We start from the raw sequence: 17,087 nt of genomic DNA on the forward strand, positions 1-17,087 counted from the left end.
CCCATGAAAAATAATGACACTGCTCGCCACTTTTCTACCTGGGACAAGACGAGCTCAGTCCGCTCACGCCCTTATAAATATATGCTGACTAGAGAAGATACAAAAGAAACCAACCCTGAGCGCTGGTTTCCTAGCGTCCTCATTCCCGAACTGACGAAACCTTTGACGGACATTCTGCCAGCACATGCCCGACTCAAAATCCATATCGGTTACCTCTTGCACTTCCTTGACTATACAACCGACTTGGAAATCATGTATGTCAATCGCGCAGTTTCCTGTATCACTGTCGGTTCGCTGGCACGTTTCTTTAGCGCACGAGATCGCTTATCCGCACTAAAGCTCTACACAGATGAAGGGTACCACGCGCTATTTTCAAAAGAGCTGTCCGATCAAGTCTTGCAATATTTCGCCATACCGAGACAGCGGTCAAGCAGGCTAAACCACTTCGACAGAATCTGCCACAATCATTCCGGCAAGCACTTAGACCTCGTGCTTTTCTTGATCGCCTTTGTATCTGAAACAATAATAGTTCGCGAGCTTTCCTGGCTATCGCATGATGATCTGGTAGCACCTATCTTCCATATGTTTCAAGATCATCTTTTGGATGAAGCAAAACACGCTATTTTCTTTGCCGACGCTTTTGTAAACCTCTGGAGCCAGCTTTCAACCAATGAAAAGAGCTTTGCTGTCACTGCCCTAATAAGCATCATCCATGCTTTTTTTCGACCAAACACCGCACTTATACGAACCCTGACCCACGAACATTTTCTTACCCCAAAAAAATCACTTCCCACCCACCCAAACAACTGGAAATCCCGAATAATAAAAACGACCACCTTAACGATGAAAGCCGTACGTCGGACTGACCTACTGAAAAACCATGACTATCTCGAGGCGCTTCGAGTTGGAGGACTGCTTGAGTGAGCGTCATTTCTGCACAGCTAAACAAGGCTCTTGGACCATTTCTGCTTCTGCTCATGTGCCTTCTGGGAGTCTTTCCCCTAGACGTCATTCTGCCCTCTTTCCCTGCGATCGCATCTTCGTTTCAGGTTGAAGTAAATAGCGTGGCTTACTCAGTAAGCATTTTTGCCATCGGCGTGGGTATTTCGCAAATCATCATAGGTCCTTTATCTGATGCCGTTGGCCGAAAGCGACTTTTGTTGAGCGGACTCTTGGTTGCCATCCTAGGCGCAGTAGGATGCGTGCTTTCATCCAGCTTTGAAGCTTTCATATCATTTCGCTTGATACAAGCACTGGGCTGCGGTTGCTTCGTGCTAAGCCACGCTTTGGTACAGGACTTGTACTCAGAACAACAACGCAACAGCATGCGCATTCTCCTGACCGGTGCAAGTGGCGTGTTTATTTCCCTGTCTCCTCTTGCCGGCAGTATTCTCCAAGAACACTTCAATTGGCAGGGAAGCTTCATCGTGTTTGCCATGCTCAGCATCTGCTGCGGGCTCATCACTATGAAATCCCTGAAAGAACGCCCGACGTCTCTCAAACCAGAAGGTTTTCTTTCAAATCAAAGAGCGCTGGTAAAGGATTCAGTTTTTTTTAAATTTACGGCGTTTTCATGCCTCGCCTTTGCCTGCCATTTTTCATTCATCGTCAGCGCTCCGTTATTATTCATGGACCGCCTAGGCCTGTCCGCGAGTACTTTCGGCCTGATATTTACCGGTTATGGATTTTCGTATGTTCTCGGAGGCGTGGTAGCTCATTGGCTCAATGAACGCATCAGCCCAAGAAAACAGGTCGGCGTAGGTTTCACGCTCATCGGCGTGTCCGGCCTGTGCTTGTGCATCTGGGAATTTGTGGCAGAGCTATCAGTCGCGACCATCTTGCTGCCCATGATCGTATGCACGATGGGCGTCACCATCATTCGCCCGTCAGCGACAACTCAGGCACTGGGCAGACACCCTCATTGCGCGGGAGCTGCGGCATCCCTGAACAATACGCTGCTGTTCACTTCTGGAGGTACCGCCAGCGCTTTGATCGCGGCTACAGACAGCCTGCTGACCCTGCCTGTGCTTTTCATCCTTTCAAGTCTCCTGGGCTGGGTACTGCTCACTCTACTACCCCGTTCGGACAGTGAAGTTCGCTAGTTCGCGCGGGACAACCTACCGTACAGTTACAAGAGCTTGATCACGGATCTACCTACCCCGCCTGCGCCTGGATACGAATCGCATCGTGCCGCCAATACTCCAGGTCGCAGTCGATCAGGTGCCCATGCTGGTCACTGTTGACCCGGGTGATGTGCAACCCGGGGCTCCCCGCCGACACCCTAAGCGCCATGGCCGCCGCCACCGGCAACGCAGTCGGCAGGATCTCGAAACACACCTGTCCGTAGCGTATGCCATATTCGCGGGCATAGATCTCGGTCAGCGACTGTGCCAGGTCCAGCGCCAGGATCCCCGGGAAGTAGCGTGGGTTGAGGTAGTGCTCGGCATACAACACGCCGCGCCCATCGATGCGCCGCAAACGGCAGATCTGTACCACGCTCGACAACGCCGGCAGCCGCAGGCGCGCACAGATTGCCGCAGAAGCCGGCAGCAAGCGCGCCGACAGCAGCTCGGTGCTCGGAACCCGCCCCTGGTCGCGCACCATCGCATGGAAGTGGCTGCGCTCGATCAGGTCGTAGGTCAGGCGTTCGGGGGCGACGAACCAGCCACGCCGCTCTTCGCGGTAGATCAAGCCCTGGGCCTCGAGCTGCACCAATGCCTCACGCAAGGTGATCCGGGTGGTGTCGAACACCTCGCTCAGCTTGCGCTCGGCAGGCAGCTTGCCGCCCGGCGCCAGCAGGCCATGTTCGATCTGTTCCTGCAGCGCATGGCAGATGGCTGTTACCGCCCGCGGTGGGGTCGATTGCATCAAAGGTTACCTATCTGGACTAGTCCAGCCCCATAACAGGGCAACTGGAGAATAGAGCAAGCCTAGGCACAGCTGATGAAGATCCTGTGACAAAGCCTTCGCACCGCGATTGCCAGAATCGGGCCAAGCCGCGTGAATAAAGGGCCGGGTTCTGGTCTACGCTTTGCTTTCAGGGCCCAAGCCTCACCGCTGGCGGGCCTGTCCTACATCAAACTGTCATGCAACAGGCCTACCTTGGCTCAAGGTTTGCTGACCTAGACCAAAGGTTCTCGGCAAGGTCTGCACCACAGCATTTACAACAGCGTTCATAACAACGATTGCAAGGCACCCACCAAAGGAGCTTCGGATGAAAAAGTTCTTCATGGCGTCACTGCTGGGCTCGGCCATCGCCCTGTGCACCTCGGCCATGGCCGCCGATACCAACCTCAAGGCCCTGGAAGACGCCGCCCGCAAGGAAGGCACGGTGAACAGCGTGGGCATGCCGGATGCCTGGGCCAACTGGAAAGGCACCTGGGATGACCTGGCCAAGAAGTACGGCCTCAAGCACAGCGACACCGACATGAGCTCGGCCCAGGAAATCGCCAAGTTCGACGCCGAAAAAGACAACGCCAGTGCCGACATCGGTGACGTCGGTGCCGCCTTCGGCCCGATCGCCGTGACCAAGGGCGTGACCCAGGCTTACAAGCCGAGCACCTGGGACCAGGTGCCGGAGTGGGCCAAGGACAAGGACGGTCACTGGGCGCTGGCCTATACCGGCACCATCGCGTTCATCATCAACAAAGACCTGGTCAAGGAAGACGAACGCCCGAAAACCTGGCACGACCTGGAAAAAGGCAAGTACAAGGTCGCCATCGGCGACGTCGGCACCGCAGCTCAAGCCGCCAACGGCGTGCTGGCCGCCGCCATCGCCTACAAGGGCGACGAAAGCAATATCGAGCCGGGCTTGCAGCTGTTCACCAAACTGGCCCAGCAGAAGCGCCTGTCGCTGGCCAACCCGACCATCCAGACCCTCGAGAAGGGTGAAGTGGAAGTCGGCGTGGTCTGGGACTTCAACGGCCTGAGCTACCGCGAACAGATCGATCCGAAGCGTTTCGAAGTGTTGATCCCGTCCGACGGTTCGGTGATTTCCGGCTACACCACCATCATCAACAAGTACGCCAAGCACCCGAACGCCGCCAAGCTTGCCCGCGAATACATCTTCAGCGACGCCGGCCAGACCAACCTGGCCATCGGTCACGCCCGCCCGATCCGCGCCGAGCACCTGAAGCTGCCCGCCGATGTCCAGGCCAAGCTGCTGCCCAACGAGCAGTACCAGGCCGCCCAGCCGATCAAGAACGCCGACGCCTGGGAAAAGACCTCCAAGGCCCTGCCGCAGAAGTGGCAGGAGCAGGTGATCATCGAGATGGAGTGACGGCGGGGTTTTCCAGCGCCTGACACGGCCCTTACGCGGGTAAGCCCGCTCCCACAGGTGCAGCACAAGCTTCCGGGCCTGCACGATACCTGTGGGAGCGGGTTTACCCGCGAAAAGGACGACGCGGTACCGACCCATTCCTCTGCGGAGCCAACATGCAACACAACGTCATCCTGGTCCTGCTCGACGGCCTCAACCACCAGGTCGCACACCACGCCATGGGCCATCTGCATGCCTACGTCGAGGCCGACCGCGCAGCGCTGTACCGCGTGGAATGCGAATTGCCGTCACTGTCACGCCCGCTGTACGAGTGCATCCTCACCGGCGTCGCGCCGATCGACAGCGGTATCGTGCACAACAACGTCAATCGCCTGTCCAACCAGCGCAGCGTCTTCCACTACGCCCGCGAAGCCGGGCTGGGCACTGCAGCTGCGGCTTATCACTGGATGAGCGAACTGTACAACCGCTCGCCCTTCGATCCGATCCGCGACCGCCATACCCACGCGCCCAAGCTGCCGATCCAGCACGGGCTGTTCTACTACGCCGATCACTACCCCGATTCGCACCTGCTGGCCGACGCCGAGTACCTGCGCCGCCGTCATGCCCCGAACTTCCTGCTGGTGCACCCGATGAACATCGACGATGCCGGCCACCGCCACGGCCTGGACAGCAGCCAGTACCGCAACGCCGCACGCAGCGCCGACATCCTGCTGGCCGACTACCTGCCACTGTGGCTCGAAGAGGGCTATCAGGTACTGGTCACCGCCGACCACGGCATGAACAACGACCGCTCGCACAATGGCCTGCTGGCCGAGGAGCGCGAGGTGCCGCTGTTCGTCTTCGGCGACGCCTTCAGCCTCGACCCCGCCGCCAAGCCCCTGCAGACCGAGCTGTGCGGCACGATCTGCGAACTGCTCGGCGCGGCCCACGACAAACCGGTCTGCCGGGAGTTGCTCAAGTGAATTCCAGCCACCGCGGCCGCCACCTGGCCCTGCTCTGTCTGCTGCCCTTCGCCATCTTCTTCATCATCTTCCAGATCGCCCCGCTGGTCTGGGTCGCCATCGCCAGCCTGCAAAGTGAAAGTGGCTGGGGCCTGGACAACTTCAGCAAGATCTTCGCCTCGAAGTTCTACCTGCAGGCCATCGAACGCAGCCTCGAGATCAGCTTCTGGTCGAGCCTGTTCGGCATCCTCATCGCCACCCTCGGCGCCTACTCGTTGCGCCAGGTCGATTCGCGCCTGCGCGACTTCGTCAGCGCCTTCGCCAACATGACCAGCAACTTCGCCGGCGTGCCACTGGCCTTCGCCTTCATCATCCTGCTGGGCTTCAACGGCGCACTGACCCTGGCGCTCAAGGAGATCGGCCTGCTCGGCGACTTCAGCATCTACTCCAAGACCGGCCTGATCATCGTCTACACCTACTTCCAGATTCCGCTGGGCGTGCTGCTGCTCTACCCGGCCTTCGACGCCCTGCGCGAGGACTGGCGCGAATCCGCCGCGTTGCTCGGTGCCAGCCACTGGCAGTTCTGGCGGCACATCGGCCTGCCGGTGCTGACGCCGGCACTGCTGGGCACCTTCGTCATCCTGTTGGCCAACGCCCTGGGCGCCTACGCCACGGTCTATGCCCTGACCACCGGCAACTTCAACGTGCTGCCAATCCGTATCGCCGCTCTGGTGGCCGGCGACATCACCCTCGACCCGAACCTGGGCAGCGCGCTGGCCATGGTGCTGGTGGGGCTGATGACCCTGGTGACGGTGGTCCATCAATGGCTGCTGAAAAGGAGCTACCATGCGCGCTGAATCCCACAAGGGCGGCTGGTACCACCGCGCCGTGGTGTACCTGCTGTTCCTGATCCTGCTGTTGCCCCTGGCCGGCACCCTGCTCTACTCATTGGCTACCAGTTGGTCGGCGAGCCTGCTGCCCAGCGGCCTGACCCTCAAGTGGTACGTGCAACTGTGGAGCGAGCCGCGATTTCTCGCCGCCTTCGGCCAGTCGTTGATCGTCTGCGTGGGAGCGTTGGTACTGTCGGTGGTGCTGATCCTGCCGCTGCTGTTCGTGGTGCATTACCACTTCCCCAAGCTCGACGCGCTGATGAACATTCTCATCCTGCTGCCCTTCGCGGTGCCGCCGGTGGTGTCTTCGGTGGGGCTGCTGCAGTTGTACGGCAGCGGGCCGATGGCCATGGTCGGGACGCCGTGGATCCTGATCGGCTGCTATTTCACCATCGCCCTGCCCTTCATGTACCGGGCGATCACCAACAACCTGCAGGCGATCAACCTGCGCGACCTGATGGACGCCGCGCAACTGCTCGGCGCCAGCACCTGGCAAGCCGCCCTTCTGGTGGTGCTGCCCAATCTGCGCAAGGGCCTGATGGTGGCGTTGCTGCTGTCGTTTTCCTTCCTGTTCGGCGAATTCGTGTTCGCCAACCTGCTGGTCGGCACCCGCTACGAAACCCTGCAGGTCTACCTGAACAACATGCGCAACAGCAGCGGCCACTTCAACAGCGCGCTGGTGATCTCCTATTTCGCCTTCGTGCTGGTACTGACCTGGGTCGCCAACCGCCTGAACAAGGATAAATCCTGATGAGCTTCGTCAGTGTCCAGAAACTGCAAAAGAGCTACGCCGGCAGCCCGGTCTTCGAGAACATCGACTGCAACATCGAACGCGGCGAGTTCGTCACCCTGCTCGGCCCGTCGGGGTGCGGCAAGTCCACCCTGCTGCGCTGCATCGCCGGCCTGACACCTGTCGACAGCGGCCGCATCCTGCTCGACGGCCAGGACATCGTGCCACTCAGCCCGCAGAAGCGCGGGATCGGCATGGTCTTCCAGAGCTACGCGCTGTTCCCCAACATGACCGTTGAACAGAACGTCGCCTTTGGCCTGCGCATGCAGAAGGTCAAGGCCGAGGAGAGCCAGGCGCGTGTGCACGAGGCATTGGAGCTGGTGGAGCTGGGCAGTTTTGCCGGACGCTATCCGCACCAGCTGTCGGGCGGTCAGTGCCAGCGCGTGGCGCTGGCCCGTTCGCTGGTCACCCGCCCGCGCCTGCTGCTGCTCGACGAGCCGCTGTCGGCGCTGGATGCGCGTATCCGCAAACACTTGCGCGAGCAGATCCGCGCGATCCAGCGCGAGCTGGGGCTGACCACCATCTTCGTCACCCACGACCAGGAAGAGGCGCTGACCATGTCGGACCGCATCGTCCTGATGAACCAGGGACGCATCGTCCAGAGCGGCGACGCCGAAACCCTCTACACCGCACCTGTCGACCTGTTCGCCGCCGGTTTCATCGGCAACTACAACCTGCTCGACGCCGACAGCGCCAGCCGCCTGCTGCAGCGCCCGGTCAGCGCACGCCTGGCGATCCGTCCCGAGTCCATCAGCCTGGGCCTGGACGGTGAACTGGACGGGCAGATCCGCAGTCACAGCCTGCTCGGCAACGTGATCCGTTACCGTGTCGAGTCGCGCGGCGTGGAGGTGGTGGTGGACGTGCTCAATCGCTCGTCTGCCGATCTGTATGCCGACGGGCAGCGCGTGTCGCTGTCGATCGACCCCACCGCGCTGCGGGAAGTGGCTTAAGGAGATTCAAGCAATGGCACTGGCGATTTTCGATCTGGACGAAACCCTGATCCACGGTGACTGCGCGTCGCTGTGGAGCGAACAGATGGCCCGGCTGGGCTGGGTGGACGGCAAGGAATTCCTGCGTCGCGACCATGAACTGATGGAGGCGTACGGCAAGGGTCACCTGCAGATGGAGGACTACATGGCCTTCAGCCTGGAGCCCATCGCCGGGCGCACGCTGGAAGAGGTCGAGCACCTGGTCGAGCCCTGGGTGGAGGAGGTGATCGAGCCGATCATCTATGGCGATGCTTGCCACTGCATCGCCGAGCACCGCAAGAAAGGCGACCGCATCCTGATCATTTCCGCCTCCGGCACGCATCTTGTCGGGCCTATCGCTGCACGCCTGGGGGTCGACGAATACCTGGCCATCGAGCTGGAGGCGATCAACGGCGTGTACACCGGCAAGACCCACGGCGTGCTGACCTACCGCGAGGGCAAGATCACTCGCTTGCTGGAGTGGCTGGACCAGGAGCAGGAGAACCTGGAGGGCGCGAGCTTCTATTCCGACTCACGGAACGACCTGCCGCTGTTACTGAAGGTGGACCATCCGTATGCGGTGAATCCAGACCCGGTGCTGCGCGAGCATGCCCAGACCAATGGCTGGCCTGTGTTGAACTGGTCCTGAGATCCATGCCCCTGTTCCGGCCTCTTCACCCGTGAAGAGGCCGGGTCTGCTTACGCCAGGTCAGGGTCGATCACCATCACCAGCTTGCCGGACACCTGGTTGCTCTCAAGCTCCGCATACGCCGCCTGGGCGAATTCGACTGGATAGGTATCGACCAACTGTGGCGACAACCGCCCTTCGGCGAACAGCGGCCACACCTGCTGCTGCAGGTCGCGCAGCAACTCGGCCTTGAAGCCATCGTCACGATTGCGCAGGGTGGAACCGGTGATCTCCAGGCGCTTGCCCAGCACCAGCGCCATGTCCACTTCGAACTTGCGCCCGCCCATCAGGCCGATGATCACCCAGCGGCCGTCGCGGGCCAGCAGCTCCAGGTTGAGCGGGCCATAGCTCGCGCCTACCGGGTCGAGGATCACATCGAACGGCCCGAACCCCTTGAGCGCGTCGAGGTTCTCGTTACGCACCACACCTCCTGCAGCACCCAGCGCCTTGCAGTAGTCCAGGCGCTCCTGGGAGCCGACGCTGACCCATACCGGGCAACCAAACGCCTTGCCCAACTGGATGGCCGCAGAGCCCACACCACTGGCACCGGCGTGCACCAGTACCTTCTCACCCGCCTTGGCCGCCCCGAGCTGGAAGATGTTCAGCCAGGCCGTGGCGTACACCTCAGGCAGCGCGGCCGCCTCGTGCAGGCTCAGGCCCTCGGGCACCGGCAGCACATGGCGGGCATCCACGACCACTTCTTCGGCCATGGCGCCACTGGCCAGCAGCGCACAGACCCGATCGCCCACGCGCCAATCTGCACCCGCACCCACCTCCTCGATCACCCCGGCGCACTCCAGCCCCATGTAAGGGCTGGCACCGGGTGGCGGCGGGTACAAACCCTTCATCTGCAACAGGTCGGCGCGGTTCAACCCGGCCGCAGCCACTCGAATGCGTACCTGCCCCGCGTCACAAACCGGACGTTCGGCTTCGACCCAGGCTACATGTCCGTCAACGCCTTGCAATGCCTTCACAGTGCCTCCATAGTTGAGTCATGACTGAGCCCGGGATCGCCATGTCCCGGGTTTTTTGCAGTATTCAGCCGGTTTCATGGAACCGGCGTACGGAAAAGACGGCCTACTATGCGTGATCAATTGCCCCCACGTCGAATCAGCATGAAGCATTTCCTCCCCAGCACCGCCCTCGCCCTCATGGTCGGCCTCGGCAGCCTCACGCTCGGTGGCAATGCGGCCGCCGCCAACAAATGGGACAGCCTGCAGCCGGACCGCGACGAGATCGTCGCCAGCCTCAACGTGGTGGAGCTGCTCAAGCGCCATCACTACAGCAAGCCTCCGCTGGACGATGCCCGCTCGGTCATCATCTATGACAGCTACATCAAACTGCTCGATCCATCACGCAGCTATTTCATGGCCAGTGACATCGCCGAATTCGACAAGTGGAAGACGCAGTTCGACGACTTCCTCAAGAGCGGCAACCTCGACCCTGGCTTCACCATCTACAAGCGCTACCTGGACCGCGTGAAATCGCGCCTGGACTTCGCCCTGGCCGAACTGAACAAGGGCGTCGACAAGATCGACTTCACCGTCAAGGAAGACCTGCTGGTCGACCGCAAGGACGCTCCGTGGCTGAAGAACGAGGCCGAGCTCGACGACCTGTGGCGCAAGCGCGTCAAAGATGAAGTGCTGCGCCAGAAACTGGCCGGCAAGGATCCCAAGCAGATCCAGGAAACGCTGACCAAGCGCTACAAGAACCAGTTGGCGCGCCTGGACCAGACCCGTGCCGAAGACATCTTCCAGGCCTACATCAACACCTTCGCCCAGTCCTACGATCCGCACACCAACTACCTGTCGCCAGACAACGCCGAAAACTTCGACATCAACATGAGCCTGTCGCTCGAAGGCATCGGCGCTGTACTGCAGAGCGACAACGACCAGGTCAAGATCGTGCGCCTGGTACCGGCCGGCCCTGCCGCCAAGACCAAGCAGGTCGCTCCTGCCGACAAGATCATCGGTGTCGCCCAGGGCAGCAAGGAAATGGTCGACGTGGTCGGCTGGCGCCTGGACGAAGTGGTCAAGCTGATCCGTGGCCCGAAAGGCTCGGTGGTGCGTCTTGAAATCATCCCGGCCAGCAACGCACCGAACGACCAGACCACCAAGATCGTTTCGATCACCCGCGAGGCGGTCAAGCTCGAGGAGCAGGCGGCGAAGAAGTCGGTGCTCAAGCTCAAGCAGGACGGTCGTGACTACAAGCTCGGTATCATCGAGATCCCGGCCTTCTACCTCGACTTCAAGGCCTACCGTGCTGGCGATCCGGACTACAAGAGCACCACGCGCGACGTGAAGAAACTGCTCACCGAACTGCAGAAGGAGAAGGTCGACGGCGTGGTCATCGACCTGCGCAACAACGGCGGCGGCTCGCTGCAGGAAGCCACCGAACTGACCAGCCTGTTCATCGAGAAAGGCCCGACCGTGCTGGTACGCAACAGCGACGGCCGCGTCGACGTACTCGAGGACGAGAACCCCGGCGCCTTCTACAAGGGCCCGCTGGCACTGCTGGTCAACCGCCTCTCGGCCTCGGCTTCGGAGATCTTCGCCGGCGCCATGCAGGACTACCACCGCGCGCTCATCATCGGTGGCCAGACCTTCGGCAAGGGCACCGTGCAGACCATCCAGCCGCTGAACCATGGCGAGCTGAAACTCACCCTGGCCAAGTTCTACCGAGTCTCCGGCCAGAGCACCCAGCACCAGGGCGTACTGCCGGACATCGACTATCCGTCGATCATCGACACCAAGGAAATCGGCGAGAGCGCGCTGCCCGAAGCCATGCCATGGGACACCATCCGCCCGGTGGTCAAACCGGCAGCCGATCCGTTCAAGCCATTCCTGGCCCAGCTCAAGGCGCAGCATGAAGCCCGTAGCGTCAAGGATGCCGAGTTCACATACATCCGCGACCGCCTGGCGCTGACCCAGCGCCTGATGAACGAGAAGACCGTCAGCCTCAACGAGCAGGATCGCCGTACCCGTCACGACGAGATCGAGGCCAAGCAACTGGCGTTGGAGAACACCCGACGCAAGGCCAAGGGCGAAGAGCCGCTCAAGGAACTGAAGAAGGTCGACGAAGACGCTCTGCCGGAGGAGAAGGACGACGCCAAGCCAGAAGATGATGCCTACCTGGCCGAAACCGGTCGCATCCTGCTCGACTACCTGCGCCTGAGCTCGCAGGTGGCGAAGAAGTAAGCGACTCGACCAAGTGATGGCAGATTAATGTGACCTGTCATCAAACAGTCATCGCACTGTCGTGAAATAGAAGGGCCGGACGCCAAAACGTCCGGCCTTTTCATTTTCAGGAAGCAGTCCATGACCGTCACCGAACAGCTCAGTGCCTTGAGCGCCATCCTGGCTCAACGCAGCATTCACAGCCTGTTCCAACCGATCATCTGCCTTTCCGAGCGGCGCATCCTCGGCTATGAGGCGCTCAGCCGCGGACCGTCCAACAGCCCTCTGCATTCGCCCCTGAACCTGTTCGCCATCGCCCGCCAGGCGGGGCGCCTGGGCGAGCTGGAAGTGCTGTGCCGGGAGAACGCATGCCGACGCTTCAGCGAGCTGGGGCTCGAAGGCAAGCTGTTCCTCAATGTCTCGCCCGAATCGCTGCTGGAGCCACACTACCCTTCCGGGCGTACCTTGAAGATGCTCGAGCAGGTCGGTCTGCAACCCAGCCGTGTGGTGATCGAGCTGACCGAGCAAACCCCCACCGACGACTTCCAATTGCTGTCCAACGCCTTGCATCACTATCGGGACATGGGCTTTTCCATCGCGCTGGACGACCTGGGTGCCGGTTACTCGAGCTTGCGCCTGTGGTCGGAGCTGCGTCCGAACTACGTGAAGATCGACCGACACTTCATCGACGGCATCCATCAGGATCCGCTCAAACGCGAATTCGTTGGTTCCATCCTGCAGATCGCCCGCGCCTCGAAGGCCCAGGTGATTGCCGAGGGCATCGAGCTGGGCGAGGAGCTGACCGTACTGGCCGACATGGGCGTCGACCTGTTGCAAGGCTACCTGCTCGGCCGCCCTCAGGAATTCCCCCCGCGCGAGGGTCTGAATCTGCTGCCCCCGGCGCACGGCAGTGCACTGATGACCAACGAGGAAGGAAGCGACCTCGCCGCACTGCTGATCGAGCAGCCTGCGGTCGCGCTGGACACCCCGACCCAGCAGGTGCTGGAAGCGTTTCGCCGCCAGGCCAATCTCAACTCCCTGGCCGTGCTCGATGCCCAGGGCCACCCCTGCGGTATCGTCCATCGGCATTCGCTGTCCGACGTTCTGCTCCAGCCGTTCGGCACCGACCTGTTCGCCCGCAAGCCGATCAGCCGACTGATGAACGAAGACTTCCTCGCAGTCGAGCGCAGCCAGTCGCTGCAGCAGGTCAGCCGCCTGCTCACCAGCCGCGCACGGCAGCGCATCGAGGAAGATTTCATCATCACCCACGGTGGTCGCTACCAGGGCCTGGGGCGGGTGATCGATGTGCTCAAGTTGATCACCGAGCAGAAGATCCAGCAGGCCCGCTACGCCAACCCCCTGACCCTGCTGCCGGGCAACGTGCCGATCCGCCAGTGCCTGACCCGCCTGCTGGAGCAACAGCGTGCAGCGGCGGTGTGCTACGTCGACATCGACAGCTTCAAACCCTTCAACGATATCTATGGCTATGCCCGCGGCGACGAGGTGTTGCTGTGCCTGGCCCAGTGCCTGAACGACAGCGTCGATCCGCGCCGCGACTTCGTCGGGCATATCGGCGGTGATGATTTCATGCTGGTCTTGGGGTCGGTCGATTGGCGCGAGCGGCTGCACCAGCTGATCGATAATTTTCTACGCGAATGTCGACGTTTCTACCGCAGCGAGCACCTGGAGGCCGGTTGCTTCATCGCCCACAACCGCCAAGGGCAGCGGGAGACCTTCCCCTTGCTGTCGCTGTCGATCGGCGTGGTTTTGCTGCGACCGGAATGCTGTGCCAGCCTGGATGCGGCGCAGTTGGCCGATCTCGCTTCGCAGGCAAAGCGCCAGGCCAAGGATACAGCCGGGCCCAGTCTGAGCCTGATCGATACCGGGGTGTTGTAACCCTACCCTGCCGTCACTTCTTCGGGGTAAGCGAACTCGAACACCCGCACCACTTCGGACGCATGCCACGACGCCGCCTCCATGCCATCCACCGGCCCGGAAAACCGCCCCAGGCGCTCGACACACTCGAAGAAGCCGGTACGCGGCAGGCGGCTGGCCCCCTGGCTGATCACCAGCGAACTGCGCAGCGGCTGCTCGGCGCGCGCGTCGAGCAGCGCCAGGTACTCCAGGGCGGCGGTGAGGGTTTGCATGGCGGGGGTGGGCAACTCCAGGCGCTCGAGCAGCGCCCTGTAGGTGAGCAGGTGGCGTTGACGGCGGGCCAGGTCGAGCTCGTCCAGCAGGCGCTGCCATTGCTGACGACTGATCCTGACCTGGCTCATGATGGATCGCTCCAGCCGGCGATTCCCAAGTGCCACGCCAGGCTGCGCTGGATCGCCGCATCAGGCACACGCTCGCCCGACTCGATCATGGCCAGGTACGAGGGGCTGATGCCGACGCTGCGGGCCAGTTGCTCGGGGGCCAGGCCCTTGGCCTGACGCAACTGCGCCAGCTCGCCCAGGGCGGGCAAGCTGGCGCTTTGCTCGATGACTTCGCCACGGCCTTCAGTGACCGCAGCCTGAGGTTCGTCGATATTGGCTGGCGCCTGCCCGGCTGCCGCGAGCAGCGCCTGGTACTGGGCCCAGGGAACAACTGCATACTCGGGCTGACCGTCCCGACTGATGACCTGAATACCCATACAACCCCCTCACTGCATGTAATCCGTCGGCATAATGCTTATGCCAATTATATGACCAAGTGCAGGAGTCTGTGCAGGTCAGGCCAAAATCAAGGGTGACGACGTTCCAGGCGCAACGCCTCCGGGCTGTCCGGCAGACGCTCGACCACCCGCAGGCGCTCGGGCGACTGGCTGTCGCGCCAGGCCTTGAAGCGCGCCAGCTCGTCGCCGACGGTCTTCAGCACCCAGCCCAGCACGGCGATGTCATCGAGAAAGCCGACACCGACGATCCAGTCCGGAATGGCATCCAGGGGGCTGACGAAATACAGCAGGCCAGCGACGATCGTCACCAGCGCCTTGGGGCTTACAGCACGGTACTCGCCGCGCCACCAGGCCAGACACAGGCCTTGCATCAGGCGCAGGTCGTCACGCAACTGGCCCAGCTTGGGGCCCTTGCGGGCCACGGCGAACAGCAGCGCCGGCAGGCGACCACGGCTGAGCAGGCGCTCGGCCAGCGGCAGGAAACGGGCAAAATTCCAGGGTGCGCTCATGGTGTCTCCAGCATCAGCCAGGAAGGTTATCCACATTTATTGTGGATAACCTTGTGAACAGGGCAGCGTTTTCAGGCGCTGGGCGCCCAAGGGGCAAGGGTCCCGCTCAGATCGGGCGTTTTTTACACAACCGTTTCAGACAGGCAAACGATTTGCGTCAGGCGTGCGGTTGGGTACGCGTCAAGGTACCTCATGCTCAGACAGTGAGACACCCGCGGCGTTCGCGTCAAGCGTGCGGCCCAAATGAAAACGCCCCGTCGAAACGGGGCGTCAGGTATCGCAATTGCCAGATTACTTGGCCGGCGCTTCGGCAGGCTCGGCGTCCAGCTTGCTCGGGTCCTTGATGGCCAGCAGCTCGAGGTCGAACACCAGTACCGAGTTCGCCGGGATCAGCGGGCTCGGGCTCTGGGCGCCGTAAGCCAGCTCGGCCGGGATGTACAGTTTGTATTTCTCGCCGACGTGCATCAGTTGCAGGCCTTCGACCCAACCTGGGATCACGCCGCTGACCGGCAGGTCGATCGGGTTGCCGCGCTCGATGGAGCTGTCGAAGACCTTGCCATCGATCAGCTTGCCTTCGTAGTGGACGGTAACCACATCGGTCGGTTTGGGCTGCGGGCCGTCGGCCTTCTTCACGACTTCATACTGCAGACCCGAGGCGGTGGTGACCACGCCCGGCTTCTTGGCGTTGTCCTCAAGGAACTTCTTGCCCTTGGCGGCCGCTTCCTCGCTGGCCTTGGCCAGACGCTCCTCGGCGCGTTTCTGCAGGGCGGTGAAGGCTTCAACCAGCTCTTCGTCCTTCAGACGGGCTTCTTTCTTGCCGACCGCATCCTCGATACCCAGGGCCACCGCTTTGGAGTCCAGGTCATCCATGCCTTCTTGCGCCAGGCTCTTGCCCATGTTGAGGCCGATACCGTAGGAGGCCTTCTGTGCTGGGGTCTTCAGCTCGACGCTGCTGGTCTGAGCGTCGCAGCCAGCCAGGACCAGGCCTACCAGGGCAACCGCAGCCGCCAAACGATGCTGTTTCATGCTATTTCCTTGTTCATGCGCCATGAGGGCAATCAGGGTAAAGCCGCGAGCTTATCAGGCGGCCATGACCAATGGCTACCGGCATAGGAGCGGGTTTGTGGCAGGAAGTTCCTGTATGAAGGGATGTTCATCCCACCGTGAAAATCAAGGGTAGCTGCCGGCCCGATATTCGCCTGCCACTTCCCGCAATACCTCGCACAGCCATTGGGCGGCCAGCCCCTGCGGCAGGGCCGCGTTGCGGCAGATACCCACCGAGCCTCCCGGTTCGCGTACACCCAGGTCGAGCTCGACCAGCTCACCACGCTGCAGGTCGATCAGCACGGCGTCACGCGGTGCCACCCACACCGCATCGCTGCCCAGCAGGTAGCGCCGACTCAAGGCCAGGGACAGGGTTTCCAGGCGTTGCCCCGGCATCTGGATACCGCACTGCACGAACAGGCTATCGGCGTGCTGGCGAATGGTGGTGCCTGCTGGCGGCAGCACCAGTGCGTAATCGCCAACCCGCGCTCGGTCCAGGGGATGACGCGCGAGCAACGGATGGCCGGGACGCACCACCAGGCTCATGGACTCACTGTACAGGTGCTCGAACGACAGGCCCTGGATCTGCGGGCTGTCGGTCATCCGCCCGACGACCAGTTCCAGCTCGCCCAGGCGCAGTTGCCCCAGCAATTGGGCACTGACCCCCGTAGCCACGCTGATCATCAACGCTTCATGACGCTGGTGCAGGCGACACAGTACCTCCGGCATCAACAATCCCTCGACCGTCGACAGCACGCCGATGCGCACCTGCGACGGCGCCCGCGCCTCGCCGCGCACCGTGCTGACGCCTTCGCGCAACGCCTGCACGCTGGGTCCGGCGTAACGCATGAAGCGGGTACCCGCCGAGGTCAGTTCTACGCCTTGTCGGGTGCGCTCGAACAGGCGCGTCTCGAGCAAGTCCTCAAGCTCCTTGAGCGTCTTGGAAATGGCCGGCTGGCTGATCGCCAGGACATCGGCCGCCCTGGCCAGACTGCCCTGACGGGCGATCTCCAGGAAGCACAGCAGATGGCGGTACTTGATGCGGGTATCGAGGTTCATGCACGGCAGTGTAACTGTGTGCATGGGGGCTGCAAGTCGTCTGTGAATACCCTTTCCTACAGCGACTCGATCCCATTCTGACAATGCGTA

17 protein-coding genes are annotated in these 17,087 nt (G+C 61.6%); 10 read left to right on the top strand and 7 right to left on the bottom strand.

What is annotated here, in order from left to right:
- Positions 1-3 precede the first annotated feature (3 nt).
- Both VA602_RS00965 and VA602_RS00970 read left to right on the top strand, forming a co-directional pair.
- Positions 4-924, top strand: a complete 921-nt coding sequence (locus VA602_RS00965) for a diiron oxygenase (RefSeq protein ID WP_323452222.1) — start codon at positions 4-6, stop codon at positions 922-924.
- Entirely contained in the window at positions 921-2,102 is a 1,182-nt protein-coding gene (locus VA602_RS00970; RefSeq protein ID WP_407682487.1) for an MFS transporter, read from the top strand. Before VA602_RS00965 ends, VA602_RS00970 begins: the two co-directional genes overlap by 4 nt.
- Positions 2,103-2,154: 52 nt before the next feature.
- On the opposite strand, the gene VA602_RS00975 is transcribed toward VA602_RS00970, so the two are convergent.
- On the bottom strand, positions 2,155-2,868 hold the full coding sequence (locus VA602_RS00975) for a UTRA domain-containing protein (protein WP_186667051.1): 714 nt from the start codon (positions 2,866-2,868) through the stop codon (positions 2,155-2,157).
- A 346-nt stretch (positions 2,869-3,214) separates the two neighbouring features.
- On the opposite strand from VA602_RS00975, the gene VA602_RS00980 reads away from it, so the two are divergent.
- From VA602_RS00980 to VA602_RS01005, 6 genes are all read left to right on the top strand, one after another.
- Positions 3,215-4,279: an ABC transporter substrate-binding protein gene (locus VA602_RS00980; protein ID WP_323452223.1), complete on the top strand. Its 1,065-nt coding sequence runs from the start codon at positions 3,215-3,217 to the stop codon at positions 4,277-4,279.
- A gap of 155 nt (positions 4,280-4,434) precedes the next feature.
- Positions 4,435-5,241 (top strand): alkaline phosphatase family protein, encoded by an 807-nt coding sequence (locus VA602_RS00985; protein WP_125931639.1) that lies wholly within the window; start codon positions 4,435-4,437, stop codon positions 5,239-5,241.
- Positions 5,238-6,077 carry an ABC transporter permease gene (locus VA602_RS00990; RefSeq protein ID WP_197890711.1) on the top strand — a complete coding sequence of 280 codons (840 nt, stop codon included), beginning with the start codon at positions 5,238-5,240 and terminating at the stop codon, positions 6,075-6,077. The genes VA602_RS00985 and VA602_RS00990 overlap by 4 nt, the downstream gene beginning before the upstream one ends.
- The gene (locus VA602_RS00995; RefSeq protein ID WP_054895577.1) at positions 6,067-6,861 is read left to right on the top strand and encodes an ABC transporter permease; all 795 of its coding nucleotides are present in this window, start codon (positions 6,067-6,069) and stop codon (positions 6,859-6,861) included. Before VA602_RS00990 ends, VA602_RS00995 begins: the two co-directional genes overlap by 11 nt.
- Positions 6,861-7,850 (top strand): ABC transporter ATP-binding protein, encoded by a 990-nt coding sequence (locus VA602_RS01000; RefSeq protein WP_063545808.1) that lies wholly within the window; start codon positions 6,861-6,863, stop codon positions 7,848-7,850. The genes VA602_RS00995 and VA602_RS01000 overlap by 1 nt, the downstream gene beginning before the upstream one ends.
- A gap of 13 nt (positions 7,851-7,863) precedes the next feature.
- Entirely contained in the window at positions 7,864-8,517 is a 654-nt protein-coding gene (locus VA602_RS01005; RefSeq protein WP_323452224.1) for an HAD family hydrolase, read from the top strand.
- Between the two features lie 50 nt (positions 8,518-8,567).
- Here the strand turns inward: VA602_RS01005 and VA602_RS01010 are convergent, their stop codons facing one another.
- Positions 8,568-9,530 carry an NAD(P)H-quinone oxidoreductase gene (locus VA602_RS01010; RefSeq protein ID WP_323452225.1) on the bottom strand — a complete coding sequence of 321 codons (963 nt, stop codon included), beginning with the start codon at positions 9,528-9,530 and terminating at the stop codon, positions 8,568-8,570.
- 141 nt (positions 9,531-9,671) lie between these two features.
- Between VA602_RS01010 and VA602_RS01015 the strand changes: the two genes are divergently transcribed.
- Both VA602_RS01015 and VA602_RS01020 read left to right on the top strand, forming a co-directional pair.
- Positions 9,672-11,753, top strand: a complete 2,082-nt coding sequence (locus VA602_RS01015) for a carboxy terminal-processing peptidase (RefSeq protein ID WP_176717855.1) — start codon at positions 9,672-9,674, stop codon at positions 11,751-11,753.
- A gap of 120 nt (positions 11,754-11,873) precedes the next feature.
- The gene (locus tag VA602_RS01020) at positions 11,874-13,628 is read left to right on the top strand and encodes a bifunctional diguanylate cyclase/phosphodiesterase (protein ID WP_323452226.1); all 1,755 of its coding nucleotides are present in this window, start codon (positions 11,874-11,876) and stop codon (positions 13,626-13,628) included.
- Positions 13,629-13,630: 2 nt separating this feature from the next.
- On the opposite strand, the gene VA602_RS01025 is transcribed toward VA602_RS01020, so the two are convergent.
- From VA602_RS01025 to pcaQ, 5 genes are all read right to left on the bottom strand, one after another.
- A complete protein-coding gene (locus tag VA602_RS01025) occupies positions 13,631-14,008 on the bottom strand; it encodes a hypothetical protein (RefSeq protein ID WP_054890902.1) in 378 nt (125 codons plus the stop codon).
- The gene (locus VA602_RS01030; protein WP_323452227.1) at positions 14,005-14,364 is read right to left on the bottom strand and encodes a helix-turn-helix domain-containing protein; all 360 of its coding nucleotides are present in this window, start codon (positions 14,362-14,364) and stop codon (positions 14,005-14,007) included. The genes VA602_RS01025 and VA602_RS01030 overlap by 4 nt, the downstream gene beginning before the upstream one ends.
- An 89-nt stretch (positions 14,365-14,453) precedes the next feature.
- Positions 14,454-14,894: a YkvA family protein gene (locus VA602_RS01035; RefSeq protein WP_323452228.1), complete on the bottom strand. Its 441-nt coding sequence runs from the start codon at positions 14,892-14,894 to the stop codon at positions 14,454-14,456.
- Positions 14,895-15,185: 291 nt separating this feature from the next.
- Positions 15,186-15,920, bottom strand: coding sequence for an FKBP-type peptidyl-prolyl cis-trans isomerase (locus VA602_RS01040; protein WP_054890905.1), 735 nt, complete (start codon positions 15,918-15,920; stop codon positions 15,186-15,188).
- A gap of 144 nt (positions 15,921-16,064) precedes the next feature.
- A complete protein-coding gene (pcaQ, locus tag VA602_RS01045; protein ID WP_125931795.1) occupies positions 16,065-16,997 on the bottom strand; it encodes a pca operon transcription factor PcaQ in 933 nt (310 codons plus the stop codon).
- Between the last annotated feature and the right edge of the window lie 90 nt (positions 16,998-17,087).

The organism is Pseudomonas machongensis, from assembly GCF_034961125.1.
GTDB classification, from domain to species: domain Bacteria; phylum Pseudomonadota; class Gammaproteobacteria; order Pseudomonadales; family Pseudomonadaceae; genus Aquipseudomonas; species Aquipseudomonas machongensis.

What these genes read in the sequence shown, in the direction of transcription:
- VA602_RS00965 (WP_323452222.1), top strand. Translation starts at nt 4, where the DNA reads ATGAAAAATAATGACACTGCTCGCCACTTTTCTACCTGGGACAAGACG.
- VA602_RS00975 (WP_186667051.1), bottom strand. Translation starts at nt 2,868, where the DNA reads ATGCAATCGACCCCACCGCGGGCGGTAACAGCCATCTGCCATGCGCTG.
- VA602_RS00980 (WP_323452223.1), top strand. Translation starts at nt 3,215, where the DNA reads ATGAAAAAGTTCTTCATGGCGTCACTGCTGGGCTCGGCCATCGCCCTG.
- VA602_RS00985 (WP_125931639.1), top strand. Translation starts at nt 4,435, where the DNA reads ATGCAACACAACGTCATCCTGGTCCTGCTCGACGGCCTCAACCACCAG.
- VA602_RS00995 (WP_054895577.1), top strand. Translation starts at nt 6,067, where the DNA reads ATGCGCGCTGAATCCCACAAGGGCGGCTGGTACCACCGCGCCGTGGTG.
- VA602_RS01000 (WP_063545808.1), top strand. Translation starts at nt 6,861, where the DNA reads ATGAGCTTCGTCAGTGTCCAGAAACTGCAAAAGAGCTACGCCGGCAGC.
- VA602_RS01005 (WP_323452224.1), top strand. Translation starts at nt 7,864, where the DNA reads ATGGCACTGGCGATTTTCGATCTGGACGAAACCCTGATCCACGGTGAC.
- VA602_RS01015 (WP_176717855.1), top strand. Translation starts at nt 9,672, where the DNA reads ATGAAGCATTTCCTCCCCAGCACCGCCCTCGCCCTCATGGTCGGCCTC.
- VA602_RS01020 (WP_323452226.1), top strand. Translation starts at nt 11,874, where the DNA reads ATGACCGTCACCGAACAGCTCAGTGCCTTGAGCGCCATCCTGGCTCAA.
- VA602_RS01025 (WP_054890902.1), bottom strand. Translation starts at nt 14,008, where the DNA reads ATGAGCCAGGTCAGGATCAGTCGTCAGCAATGGCAGCGCCTGCTGGAC.
- VA602_RS01030 (WP_323452227.1), bottom strand. Translation starts at nt 14,364, where the DNA reads ATGGGTATTCAGGTCATCAGTCGGGACGGTCAGCCCGAGTATGCAGTT.
- VA602_RS01035 (WP_323452228.1), bottom strand. Translation starts at nt 14,894, where the DNA reads ATGAGCGCACCCTGGAATTTTGCCCGTTTCCTGCCGCTGGCCGAGCGC.
- VA602_RS01040 (WP_054890905.1), bottom strand. Translation starts at nt 15,920, where the DNA reads ATGAAACAGCATCGTTTGGCGGCTGCGGTTGCCCTGGTAGGCCTGGTC.
- pcaQ (WP_125931795.1), bottom strand. Translation starts at nt 16,997, where the DNA reads ATGAACCTCGATACCCGCATCAAGTACCGCCATCTGCTGTGCTTCCTG.